The organism is Ramlibacter sp., from assembly GCF_029866045.1.
Classification (GTDB): domain Bacteria; phylum Pseudomonadota; class Gammaproteobacteria; order Burkholderiales; family Burkholderiaceae_C; genus Ramlibacter.
On the sequence record NZ_JARXAB010000055.1, the window covers coordinates 31,385 to 42,758 of the forward strand.

The 11,374-nt window shown below is 64.0% G+C and carries 10 protein-coding genes and 1 pseudogene; 5 read left to right on the forward strand and 6 right to left on the reverse strand.

Features of this window, described 5'->3' with window-relative positions; all coding sequences use genetic code 11:
• Positions 1-21 precede the first annotated feature (21 nt).
• The 3 genes from QE494_RS06575 (at position 22) to QE494_RS06585 (ending at position 2,235) form a co-directional block, all read left to right on the forward strand.
• Positions 22-576 carry a DUF2889 domain-containing protein gene (locus QE494_RS06575; RefSeq protein ID WP_300042114.1) on the forward strand — a complete coding sequence of 185 codons (555 nt, stop codon included), beginning with the start codon at positions 22-24 and terminating at the stop codon, positions 574-576.
• A gap of 181 nt (positions 577-757) precedes the next feature.
• Complete coding sequence (locus QE494_RS06580; RefSeq protein WP_300042115.1) at positions 758-1,729, forward strand: tripartite tricarboxylate transporter substrate binding protein; 972 nt, start codon at positions 758-760, stop codon at positions 1,727-1,729.
• Between the two features lie 5 nt (positions 1,730-1,734).
• The gene (locus QE494_RS06585; RefSeq protein WP_300042116.1) at positions 1,735-2,235 is read left to right on the forward strand and encodes a cupin domain-containing protein; all 501 of its coding nucleotides are present in this window, start codon (positions 1,735-1,737) and stop codon (positions 2,233-2,235) included.
• A gap of 59 nt (positions 2,236-2,294) precedes the next feature.
• On the opposite strand, the gene QE494_RS06590 is transcribed toward QE494_RS06585, so the two are convergent.
• The gene (locus QE494_RS06590) at positions 2,295-3,278 is read right to left on the reverse strand and encodes a tripartite tricarboxylate transporter substrate binding protein (RefSeq protein WP_300042117.1); all 984 of its coding nucleotides are present in this window, start codon (positions 3,276-3,278) and stop codon (positions 2,295-2,297) included.
• Between the two features lie 406 nt (positions 3,279-3,684).
• Here QE494_RS06590 and QE494_RS06595 point away from each other — a divergent pair, with 406 nt between their 5' ends.
• Together QE494_RS06595 and QE494_RS06600 are read left to right on the forward strand one after the other, a co-directional pair.
• Complete coding sequence (locus QE494_RS06595) at positions 3,685-4,470, forward strand: SDR family NAD(P)-dependent oxidoreductase (protein ID WP_300042118.1); 786 nt, start codon at positions 3,685-3,687, stop codon at positions 4,468-4,470.
• Positions 4,467-5,846 carry an MmgE/PrpD family protein gene (locus QE494_RS06600; protein WP_300042119.1) on the forward strand — a complete coding sequence of 460 codons (1,380 nt, stop codon included), beginning with the start codon at positions 4,467-4,469 and terminating at the stop codon, positions 5,844-5,846. Before QE494_RS06595 ends, QE494_RS06600 begins: the two co-directional genes overlap by 4 nt.
• Positions 5,847-5,973: 127 nt before the next feature.
• Here the strand turns inward: QE494_RS06600 and QE494_RS06605 are convergent, their stop codons facing one another.
• The 5 genes and pseudogenes from QE494_RS06605 to QE494_RS06625 form a co-directional block, all read right to left on the reverse strand.
• Complete coding sequence (locus tag QE494_RS06605) at positions 5,974-7,950, reverse strand: tetratricopeptide repeat protein (protein WP_300042120.1); 1,977 nt, start codon at positions 7,948-7,950, stop codon at positions 5,974-5,976.
• Positions 7,951-8,087: 137 nt separating this feature from the next.
• The gene (locus QE494_RS06610) at positions 8,088-9,065 is read right to left on the reverse strand and encodes a tripartite tricarboxylate transporter substrate binding protein (RefSeq protein ID WP_300042121.1); all 978 of its coding nucleotides are present in this window, start codon (positions 9,063-9,065) and stop codon (positions 8,088-8,090) included.
• Positions 9,066-9,078: 13 nt separating this feature from the next.
• Entirely contained in the window at positions 9,079-9,822 is a 744-nt protein-coding gene (locus tag QE494_RS06615) for a cyclase family protein (protein WP_300042122.1), read from the reverse strand.
• 15 nt (positions 9,823-9,837) lie between these two features.
• Complete coding sequence (locus QE494_RS06620; protein WP_300042123.1) at positions 9,838-10,815, reverse strand: tripartite tricarboxylate transporter substrate binding protein; 978 nt, start codon at positions 10,813-10,815, stop codon at positions 9,838-9,840.
• A 13-nt stretch (positions 10,816-10,828) separates the two neighbouring features.
• Positions 10,829-11,374 (reverse strand): annotated as a pseudogene (locus QE494_RS06625) (MmgE/PrpD family protein); the annotation flags it as partial.

The window sequence follows — 11,374 nt, forward strand, 5'->3', positions numbered from 1 at the left end:
CGCCCACGGCATACTCTTTCCATGCACACCGACGACATCCCCCGGGAGGAGCTCCACCTCCGTCAAATCCAGTTTCGTGGTTGGCGCCGGGGCGACGGCTTATTCGAGATCGAGGCCAGCCTCAGCGACCGCAAGCCGCACGAGTTTCGCCCGCCCTCCGGCGAGCGGGTGGTGCCCGCGGGCGACCCGATTCACGACCTGGGCCTGACCCTGGTTTTTGGCGCCGACATGGTGGTGCGCGAGGTGAGCACCTTCTTCGCCGCTTACCCCTACCGGGAGTGCAATGGGGGTGGCGACTCCCTGCAGGCCTTGGTGGGTTTGAAGATCGGCGCCGGCTGGGGCAGCGAGGTACGCAAACGCCTGCCCACGGGCGACACCTGCGCGCACCTGCGCGAGTTGCTGATCCCACTGGCGAGTGCTGCCACGATTGCCCTGGCCTCGGTGCGCAGCCCGGCGGCCCTCGACGCCCTGGGGCCGGACGGCATACCGCGCAAGATCGACACCTGCTACGCCTACGGCGCCTCGCGTGAGCTGGTGCTTCAGCGCTGGCCCAGCTTCCACAAACCTGCGCCTTGAGCGCCGCCCACGCACACAAGCGCACGGTTTCGATCGTTGGGCTTTGCGCCGACGCGAAACCGGTCTGCAACGTCGAGGGAAAACCCGCTGGCAAAGGGCGTTTGCTCGACTTAACTTGCGTGTCGCTGGGGATTTTATTCGCGCTGCATCGGCCCGATGGCCCCTGAACCGGAAGAGACCCATGCTCCCACTGAACCGAAGAACCGTGGCTGCTGCCGCTTTATTGGCCAGCCTTGCTCCCTTCGCGCTGGCGCAGTCGCCCGCTGCCTATCCGAACAAGCCTATTCGTATCCTGGTGCCTTTCGCGCCAGGGGGCAGCTTGGACCCCGTGGCACGCCTGATCGGCGATCGCTTGACCCAGGCATGGGGCCAGCCCGTGATCGTGGACAACCGCGCCGGTGGCAACACCACCATCGCCACGCTGGCGGCTGCGAAGTCGCCGCCGGATGGCCACACCCTGCTGCTGACCGCCAGCACCCATGTCATCAACCCGCTGCTCATGGCGAACCTGCCTTATGACAGCGAGAAGGACTTCCTGCCAGTCGCCACCCTCATCAAGAGCGAGTTTGTTTTAGTCGTGCACCCCAGTGTTCCGACCACTACCGTGCAGGAGTTCATCGCGCTGGCCAAGTCCCGGCCGGACGGGATCGACTACGCCTCTTCCGGTCATGGCAACGCCAACCATATCGCGGCTGAATTGTTCAACCAGGTGGCCGGCACCCGGATGCGGCATGTGCCCTACAAGGGCGGCGGGCAGGCGGTGCAGGACCTGCTCTCCGGCCAGGTCAAAGCCATCTTCTCGGTGCCTTTCACGGTGACCCCGCACATCAAGTCTGGCAAATTGCGCGCGCTCGCACACACGGGTGCTGCGGGCCTGCCCGGAGTGCCCAGCTTCTCGCAGGCGGGGCTTCCGGCCTTCGACCTGCGCTCATGGCAGGCCATCATGGTGCCCGCGGGCACGCCAAAACCCGTCATCGACAAGCTGGCGGCCGAACTCGGAAAGATCATGAACGACCCGACCACGCAGGAGAAGCTGGCCGCTACTGGCCAGGAAGTTTGGTTCCAGGGGCCTGAGGCCTTCAGCGCCATGATGAAAGCCGACACCAAGAAGTTCGGCGACATCATCCGCACCGCCAACATCAAGATGGAGTGAAGGCAATGAGTGACACCATTGAAGCGGCAGGGCCTGCGCAGGTCTTTCGCTACACGACGCCGGAGCTGCCGGAAGGCGACTTCCAGGGCAAGTTCATCACGCGCCTGGCCCGCACCGACCGGATGATGGCCAATGTGCAGACGCTCAGGAGCGGCGGCGAGAACAACCTTCACTCCCACCGCCACCTCGACGGCTTCTGGTTCGTCTTGTCCGGGCGGGTGCGCTTCTACGGCGAGGGGGATGTGGTCGTGGCCGAACTCGGCCCCCGCGAAGGGGTCATGGTCCCGCGCAACTTCAAGTACTGGTTTGAGGCCGTCGGGGACGAGCCCCTCGAGTTGTTGCAGGTGGAGTCATTCAACGTGGCCATTCCCAACTACACCGCCATCCGTGAGCAGGAGCGCATCAACCACACGCCCAAGCAGGCGTCTTTCGGGGGGATCCGCATCCTGGAGGGCCGGGTGGATTCCCCCGACTTCGGGCAACCCCCCAAGCCGCTGGACGCCTGAATGCAGTGACCTGAGCGTGGCGCAGACATCTGCGCCATGCTGAGCGCCTGGCGTCGTATTTACTCGACCGAAATCTTCGCTGCGCGCACCACGGAGCCCCAGCGATCGAGTTCGGCCTGAACAAAGCGCCCCATCTCGGCAGGGTTGCTGCCAATGGGCACGATGTTGATCGCCTGCAGCCGGGCCACCATCTCGGGCTGCTTCATGATTTCGCTCACCCAGCCCGACACCTTGGCGACGATTGCCGGCGGGGTTTTGGGCGGCGCGACGACACCGTACCAGACGGTGGAGGCGAAGCCGGGAATCGTCTCCGACAGGGTCGGAACGTCGGGTAGCAGGGGTGCGCGCGTCTCACTGCCCACGGCCAGGGCGCGCAGGGCGCCGCTCTTGACGTGCTGGTAGGTGCTGCTCAACTCGGAGAATTGGAAGTCGGTCTGGCCCTGCAACTGCGCGGTAACGGCCGCGGCACTGGCTTTGTAGGGCACATGAACGATGTCGGTGCCGCTCAAAGTCTTGAGCAATTCGGAAGTGATGTGCGTGGTGGTCCCCGCACCGCCGCTGCCGTAATTGAGCTTCCCCGGGTTGGCCTTGGCGGCAGCGATGAGGTCGCGCACTGATTTGTACGGCGAGTCCGAGCGCACCAGGAGCACGTTCGGAATCAGGGCAGCCAGGGAGATATGGGTGAACTCTGAGGGCTCATAGGGCATCTTGGCCATCACCAGCTTGTTCAGTGCAATCGGGCCCGCTGCAGAAAACATGAAGGTATAGCCATCAGGAGGCGAGCGGAACACATGCTCTGCCCCCACATTACCCGACGCCCCTCCGGCACGGTTTTCAACGATCACGGGCTTGCCGGCCTTGACCCGGAGTTGCTCTGCGATCAAGCGGGCGAGATTGTCGGTGGCGGCACCTGGCGCCACTGGAACCACGAGCCTGATGAGGCGGTTCGGATAGTCGTCCTGCGCGAGTGAGAGGGAAGGCAGGCCTAGCGCCGTCGCCGCAGAACCCACCAGGACAGAGCGGCGAGTGAGTGAGTGCTTCATGAGATGTCTCCTGGATTTTTATGGTTACTTTGAGATGGGCTTGGCTGTGCAAAAACCGAAGATCTAAGCGCTATTAAAGCGCGGCTTGCCACGACCCGCAACCCAGGAAACCTAGGGCTGCAGGTGAGGCTTCATGCTGGCAATTGAGGACGCGGGTACGGCCCCCCCGGCCACCTTCGGGACATCTCAATGCGCGCCCGATACTGAGTAGTCAATTCGCAATTTGATTGAAATAAAAGAAATGCATCCGCGGGTTTGAGTGGAGGCTATACGCCCTGAATGGGATCTAGTATCGAGGTCTGTCAGTTCGCTTCCCTCCTGGGTCGCTCAGCGCGGAGCTGAGCACGGGCAGGTGCCCGCTGGCCAATGGGCCGGGACGGCCTGGCGCCATATTTGAGGAAATCCGATGGATCTTGAACTTGCAGGAAAAGTGGTCGTTGTGACGGGCGGCAGCCGTGGAATTGGCTTGGCCTGTGCCCGCGCGTTTGCGGTAGAGGGCGCCAAGGTGGCCATCATGGCGCGGACCCAAACCGCCTTGCTGGAGGCGGCGACAGAGCTGGCGGGCGCAGGCTTGGCCGTGCATACCGAGTGCGTGGAGATGGGCGACGCCCAGGCGGTGCAGGCGGCGATCGAACGCATCGAAGTCGCCGTGGGCCCCATCGATGTTCTGGTCAATTCTGCTGGCGCGGCCAAGTACCACCCCGTCGACAGCACAGACAGCACCCGCTGGGCCGACGGCATGCGCGACAAGTACATGCCCACGGTCACTGCGCTCGATGCGGTCATCCCGCGCATGGCGCAGCGCGGGCGCGGCGCCATCGTCAACATCGCCGGGACCGGCGGCAAGTTGGCCAACCCGCTGCACATTGCCGGAGGAGCCGCGAACGCAGCGCTGTTGCTGGTGAGCGCCACCACCGCAAAAGCGTGGGGTCACCGCGGCATCCGCATCAATGCCATCAACCCGGGTCCGATCGAAACTGATCGGGCCAAGGCGGCCTTGCGGGTCAAGTCCCAAACCTCGGGGCGTCCAGAAGACGAACTGCGGGCCGAAGTGGCGGCGCGCCTTCCGCTGGGTCGCTACGGACAGCCGCAGGAAGTCGCCGCAGTTGCCGTGTTTCTCGCCTCCGCCCGTGCCAGCTTCATCACGGGCGCCTCCGTCGCTGTCGACGGCGGCGCGATGTGCCTGCCATGACACAAAGCCTCAGCCGCCAACTCGCCCAGTGGGTCCATCAGCTTCGCTTCGAAGACCTGCCCCCTGCCGTCGTCAACCGCGCCTGCGCCGCAACCCTTCAAGGCCTGACCTCGGCCTTGGTTGGGAGCCAGTTCCCCGACGCGCAGCAGGCGCTGGCGATCATGAAAGACGATGGCGCAGGGCCGGGCAACACCAGCGTTCTCGGGCACGACGTCAAACTCGGTCGCTCCGCTGCGGCCTTTGTGAACACCGAGATGATGGTGGCCGGTGGCAAATGGGACACCTTCCGGCTTGTGGTGCACCCCGGCTCCTTGGTACTGCCTGCAGCCCTGGCGATCGCCGAGGAAACCCAATGCTCCGGTCGGCAGTACCTGACCGCGGTCGCTGCCGGCTATGAAGTGGCCTACCGGCTCGCCAAGGACTTTGTTCCGACGATGATGTCGCGCGGTTTTCACGCGGGGCAGGTGTTCGGCATCTTCGGTGCGGCGGTTGCGGCTGCCAAGGCGCTTGATCTCACGGCCGACCAGATCCATGTGGCCATTGGGCAGTGCGTGAACCTGGCCGCCGGCAATCTGGAAGGCGGACCCAAGGCGCTGCATGAGGGCGCAGTGGCTCGCAATGGCCTGCTGGCCGCGGCCATTGCGCGCAACGGGGGGGCGGGAGGAGAACTGTCCTTGGAAGGGGAGGCGGGCTTTTACCGCACCTACGCAGGCACCCTCGGGCACCCGCTGCGTTACAGCTTCACCGACAGCCTGCATGCCGATCTCTCAGATGTCGTGGCAAACCTGGGTAGTCAGTGGCTGTTCTTGGATACGCTTTTCCGGATTTATTCGACGCCGGGATACAACATTCCTCACGTGGAAGTGACCGCGCAGCTTTGCCGGCGTGACAACATTCAGCCCGAAGATGTCGTCTCTATCGAATGCGAAGTGCATTGGCTGGAGACCCAGTACCCCAGCCCCGCATTTCCGACGCGCCGCAACGACGCGGGCCCGGAGCGCGAGCGGCCCCACTACTACGCCGCGTATGGCGTGCTCGAACGCGGCTTTCCTCTGGACAAGAACGTGGTGCGAGGTGTCGGCGAGCCAGACCCGCCGGGCCTGCACGACATGATGCAGCGCGTTCGCGTGACCGCCTCGCATACGCGCCCCCTGCTTGCGCCGCGCATCACCATCTTCACGCGGGATGGAAAGCTCCATACCCTGGAAGGAACCGGGCGCGAGTTTGCGCTGGAGTTTGACGCGCTGGCCAGCAAGCTGGCACCACTCGGCCCCAAGCTTCCTATCGGCGCCAAGGGCTATGCGGAGCTCGCTGCCGAATGCAAGCACCTGGACCAGGCGGCCAACGTGCAGCGGCTCATTGCACTGACACGCTGACGCTCTGAATCTCTGACACACCGAGGCAGGTCGCGTCGCGTCGCGGCCTGCCCTCCTACCCGGGATCTTGCGACCCGGGCGGCCGCTGAGGGCCAAGCCGCCTGAGTCTTGTGCGGCTGCGGTCCGATCAGAAGTACAGCATTTCCTTCACATCCTGGATGATGCGTTCGATCGTACCCTTGTGCGAAATGCTCTCCTGGATGAGATCGCGGGCTTTCAGGCGCTTGTAAAGGCCGTTGTCCTTGAGCAGGCCGGCCAGTACTTCGTCGAGCACGGGCTGGGCGTTCTGTAGGTCGACGAACGCCGCTACCTGATCGGACAGCTTGTGCTTGGAGACCAAGCCCTTCTTGTTTTTGGCCTTTGCAATCTCTTCGTCGTTGTCCACCAATTTGCGGACGGTGACCATGGTGAGGATCTGCCGGTTGTAGTCGACCGTGATCGAATTCTTGAAGAAGTACTGCAAGACCGGGATCTCTTGGAAGACGGGTGTGCCCGTCTGGAGCCGGTCCTTCTCGCGTTCCACCAGGCCGTTGACGACGAAGGTCTCGCCGTAGTTCACCAAGGCGTTGGCGTTGACCGTGTTGCGCGTCTGGGTCAGCTTGATGTTGGCCGACTCGCCCGCCTCCAGGAAGGACCGGGAAGCGCGGATGGACAGCAAAACCTCCTCTTCGTTCACAAAGGTGGGTGTCACCGAGAGCGAGATGCCCACCTGCTTGTCCGACAGGGTGAATCCGGTGTTGGCATTGCCAACTTGCACCGAGTAGGTGGAGCCACTGAAGAACACCGAGGGCAAGCGGTCGATGGCGGCGAGGGTGGGGCGAGCGACCACCTCATTCTTCTCGTACAGGGAGTTGGCAATGTTCAGCGAGTAGCTGAGGATGCCGGCCGTGATGGGGTCGGAGCCCGGTTCGGTGTAGAAGGACCGAGTCCGGAAGTTGTCCGTCACAGCGCCACCAGTGAAGCGCCACGCGCTGGCCACTTTGAGGCCTTCCATCAGGTTGACGCCGTAGGTTTGGGTGTCCTTTTCTTCGGTCCGCACCATGGTCACCTCGATGATGGCCACCGGTGGGTTCTTGCCGTCGCAGGGCATGGGCAGGGCGTAGGTGACCCAGCCTTCATCCCCACCACCAGAAGCGGTCGGCGTGATCAGTGGCGTGGCATCTTTTTCTACCACCGGTGCCGGACGGATATCGCAGCTGAACCAGTTCTTTTTGGGAGCAGCTGCCGCTTCGGCGGCGGGCGCTGCTGCGGCTGCGGGCTCAGCCTCTTTCTTTGCTGCTTCTGCCGGGGCGGCTTCTTCCGCCTTGGCTGGCGCTGCGCCCGGCGCCGTGTCGGAGACAGCCAACATCTCGGCGCCAAAGCCGGACCGCACGGCCAGCAACTGGTTGATGCGTGCGTCGACATAGCGGCGTTGCGGCGCGCTCTTCTCAGCTTCGTTGTACTTCGCCAGCATTTCCTGGGCTTGCCCAGGCTTGGCGATCACGGCTGCCTGGAAGGCCTTGAGGCGGAAGAGGCGTGGGTCATCCCAGCGGGCGTCATCGAGCTTCTTGACCGCCCAGGCCGATGCCGCCGAGTCACCCGCCAGCAAGGCGGCCCGGGCGAGGCCGAACAAGGCCTCCTGGGGTTTGGAGGGCTTCGCATCGATGGCTTGGGCGAACGCCTTCTGTGCGTCGCCGAACCGAGACGCTGAGAGGTACAACTTACCCAGTTGGAGGTAAGCCAGATCCATGGTCGGGTCGAGCAAGGCGGCGGTTTTGTAGCCGGCTTCTGCCAGTTTGAAGCTCTCCGGGTCACCCCGCTCGTGCTTGAGCTGATAGTTCAAGGCGTTGAAGAAATGCAGGGGCACGCTCTTGATGTCGAACTTCAGCGCGGTGTTGAAAACCTGCTGGGCTTTGTCGAAGTCCCCCTGGCGCAGGTATCCCAAGCCACTCTCGGCCAGCACCTGCGAGCGAGTCTGGCTGGGTTTGCCGGAGGCGTCCAGCTCGGCCTCGGCCGGGCCTCCCCACTTGGCAGCGGTCGACTTGCCGCCGAACGAGCCGCAGCCGGCCAGAAAACAGGTTGCCAGAGCCGCGCAGGCAAGCGCAGTGCGTTCGAACTTCTTCATTGCTTTTTCCTTGGGGAGTCGGGGAGGGAAGGTCATTAGTTGAGCTATGTTATCAAGCTGCCAATTGTTGGCAAAAAGAAAAATAGCCTCAAAATCAAATAGTTCCCAAATCTGTGCCGATAACCGACTCCTTCAGCTCACTCTGGAACCATGCCTGCTGCTTTGATATGCCCCGTCCACTTGGCTATTTCGGTCTCTACGAAGCGGCGCAATTCGGCGGGTGTCGAGGCCTGAGCGTCTATGCCGGCAGTACGTAGCTTTTGACGAAAATCCGGTTTTGCGGCGATGGCGCGAATCTCGCGACTCAAGCGTTCGAGGATCGGTGTCGGCGTGCCGGCAGGAGCCATCAGCGCATTCCACGCATACAGCTCGTACTCCGGATAGCCTGATTCGACCATCGTGGGCAGGTTCGGGACGACGGTCGAACGAACGGCCGTGGTCACGGCATGGCCCCGCACGCGGCCTGCGGCAATCAGAGGCAGGCCTGCCCCCGGGTCGATCGCCATCGCGTGGCTTTCGCCTGCGACCACAGCGTTGAGTGCCAGGGGGTTGCTCTTGTAGGGAACCAGCAGGACGTCAGTGCCGGCGATCTTGCGAAACAACTCGGCGAGTACTTGAGCGGACCCGGTGCCGTAGGCGAAGGTCATCTTGCCCGGGTTGGCCCGTGCATAGGCCACAAGATCTTGGACGCTGTTGGCCCCTAGTGCAGGATTGCTCACGATGATCAGCGGAAAGCTCCCCAGCAGGCTCACGGCTTCGAAGTTGCGCACAGGGTCGTAGGGCAGCTTCTTGAACATCCCGGGGTTAGACCCATGGGTCGATACGCTCGCCAGCAGCAGGGTGTAGCCGTCGGCTGGCGCCCGGGCGACGAATTCAGAGCCAATCGCACCCGATGCGCCAGGCTTGTTGTCGATCACCACGGGCTGCCCGAGAGCGGTCGATAGCTGCTCGGCGTACAAGCGGGCCACGAGGTCGGCCCCGCTGCCTGCGGCAAGCGGCACGACCAGACGTAGCGGCCGATCCGGCCAGGACTGGGCCAAGGTGCTACCGGCGGCGGCCAGGAGGGTTGCGGCCATGGTAGCCATGGCAAGGCGGCGAGATTTGAATAGGTTCATCACAGGCTCTCTTTCATGCAGCGACCAGCGGTCTGGCCAAAACGCGTGCCGGGGCGCCGTCGGAACCGGCGATAGGCAGCGCAAGAAACATCGCTTCGACCCGCTGGTTCGCGTGCGAGCGAAGGTTGGTGAGGTGCTCGGCGACCAGCACGCCCTGCGACAGCAGAATCTGGTGGACCGGCCAGGTGAAACCCGCCGGGCGTTTGTGCGCGGTCAGGTCTGGCGTGCTGAAGTCCACTCCGAGCAGCTTGACCTGGTGGCTGACCAGCCAGTCGGCCGCATCGATGGTCAAAAAGGGATGGTCCTCGTACTTCTCTGTGTTGATGTACTGGGCCCAGCCGGTGTCGAGCAAGACCATGTCGCCGCGTTTGAGCTTCGGTCTGGCGGTCTTCAGGTCGTCGGCGGTGATGGGGGCAAACGGCTCCTTCTCGATGCGCCAGATCACCGCGGTGCCATAGAGCCGATCGAGCGGGATCTGGTCAAAGGCGGGGCCGTCGATCATGAAGTGGCGTGGTGCATCGACGTGGGTTCCATGGTGAACCACCATCTGGATCTCGGTGATGTTGGCATTGCCCTCGGGCATCTTGAGGAGATGCCGAAACACCGGCTGGGGAAAGGCGGTTGAACGCGAGAGGTTCTCGGTCAGAACGTGGGTCAGGTCGGTCCACGGGCCGTTGCCCCCGGTCTCTCCGGTGGGCTCGGGCAAGGGCAGCCAGCCTTTCCAAGCGCGTGTAATGGGGGCAATGTGGTCACACATGGATAGCTCCTGGCGTCACTCGGGGATCATGCCGGCGTTGCGGATATGGGTCGACCAACGCTCAAGCTCGGTTTCCAAGAACCTGGCGAGTTGGGCCGGTGTGCTGCTCATGGCGTCGATACCCGCCGATCCCAGCTGCTGGCGCACCTCCGGCAGGGCCATGACCTTCACCAGTTCTGCATTGAGGCGGTCACGCACGGCAGCCGGCGTGCCGGCGGGCAGCAGCGCGGCGTACCAGGCCGACAACTCGTAGCCAGCCATACCCGCCTCGATCATGGTGGGCAACTGCGGCGCGATGGGGGTACGCTTGGCCGTGGTGACGGCCAGGGCGCGAACCCGACCCGCCTCGATCAGGGGCAGGGACGGACCCGGGTCAATCACCATCATCTGGATCTCGCCCGCGATGACCGCCTGGAGCGCCAAAGGGTTGCTCTTGTACGGGACCAGCAAGACATCGGATTTGCTCTGGGTCTTGAAAAGCTCGGCGGTCACCTGCGCGCCACCCGTGCCATAGCCAATGGACAACTTGCCGGGGTTGGCACGCATGTGCGCCTGCAACTCAGCGACGGTTCTGGCCGGCACAGCCGGGTGGACGACCAGAATCAGGGGAATGGTGCCCAGCATGGTCACCGGCTCGAAGTCCTTGATCGGCTCGTAGGGCAGCTTCTTGAACATCCCCGCATTCGAGGCCTGCGTGGTCTGCGTGGCGATGAAGACCGTGTAGCCATCGGGTGTGGCGCGCGCAACCGCGGCAGCCGCGATGGCCCCGCTGGCGCCGACTCGGTTCTCGACGATGACCGGCTGCTTGATGGCCTCGGACAGCTTTTGTCCCACCAGGCGCGCAACGATGTCCGTGCCACTGCCCGCTGCGAAGGGCACGATGAAGCGCACGGGACGGTCCGGCCACTGCTGGGCCTGTGCGGTCGACAGGGCGGTTGCGGCGAGGAGGCCCAGGAGGGCGCGGCGTGACCAGTGCAGGGGAATCTGTGACATGGAGGCTTTCCTTTCAGGATGAATGGGCAGGAACAGTGGCGGTTAAGAGGGGCCCGAGCCAGCCCGGGCCGGCGTCGGCCAGGGCGTTGCACAAGGTGGCCAGGTCTTGGGCTGGGTGATCGCCGAGCACCGGGGTCGCCATCGCCAGCAGCTTGGCCTGCAGCTCCGGGTCGGTCAGGGGCCGATCGCGACTCCCGCGGGCATGGGGGATGTGCGTGTCCAGCACGCGGCCTGACCGCAGGTGCACTTGCACGCGGGCCTCATCGCGCGCCAGGTCCTCTCGGGGCAGCGCCTCGATGCGATCGCGCAAGGCGACGATGTCGGGGTGATTCAGGGCAGTCTCGCTGGCTTCGGCGATGCCGGCGCGCCCACAGGTCAAAGCGGCCGCCGCCCAGTGGTAAACGCTGGCATTGCAGGCCAGTGCGTGCGCGGGATGGCGGGTCCCGGTGAGTTTGAGCACCAGCGGGTGAACCTCCAGGCTCACCCGGTCAATCGATTCACCCGATAACTGTGGCAGCAGCGCCAGGCAGCCGTCGATGATCGGATGGATCACCACCCC

Excerpts from the sequence above, each read along its gene's own strand:
- QE494_RS06575 (WP_300042114.1), top strand. The coding sequence starts at position 22 with ATGCACACCGACGACATCCCCCGGGAGGAGCTCCACCTCCGTCAAATC.
- QE494_RS06580 (WP_300042115.1), top strand. The coding sequence starts at position 758 with ATGCTCCCACTGAACCGAAGAACCGTGGCTGCTGCCGCTTTATTGGCC.
- QE494_RS06585 (WP_300042116.1), top strand. The coding sequence starts at position 1,735 with ATGAGTGACACCATTGAAGCGGCAGGGCCTGCGCAGGTCTTTCGCTAC.
- QE494_RS06590 (WP_300042117.1), bottom strand. The coding sequence starts at position 3,278 with ATGAAGCACTCACTCACTCGCCGCTCTGTCCTGGTGGGTTCTGCGGCG.
- QE494_RS06595 (WP_300042118.1), top strand. The coding sequence starts at position 3,685 with ATGGATCTTGAACTTGCAGGAAAAGTGGTCGTTGTGACGGGCGGCAGC.
- QE494_RS06600 (WP_300042119.1), top strand. The coding sequence starts at position 4,467 with ATGACACAAAGCCTCAGCCGCCAACTCGCCCAGTGGGTCCATCAGCTT.
- QE494_RS06605 (WP_300042120.1), bottom strand. The coding sequence starts at position 7,950 with ATGAAGAAGTTCGAACGCACTGCGCTTGCCTGCGCGGCTCTGGCAACC.
- QE494_RS06610 (WP_300042121.1), bottom strand. The coding sequence starts at position 9,065 with ATGAACCTATTCAAATCTCGCCGCCTTGCCATGGCTACCATGGCCGCA.
- QE494_RS06615 (WP_300042122.1), bottom strand. The coding sequence starts at position 9,822 with ATGTGTGACCACATTGCCCCCATTACACGCGCTTGGAAAGGCTGGCTG.
- QE494_RS06620 (WP_300042123.1), bottom strand. The coding sequence starts at position 10,815 with ATGTCACAGATTCCCCTGCACTGGTCACGCCGCGCCCTCCTGGGCCTC.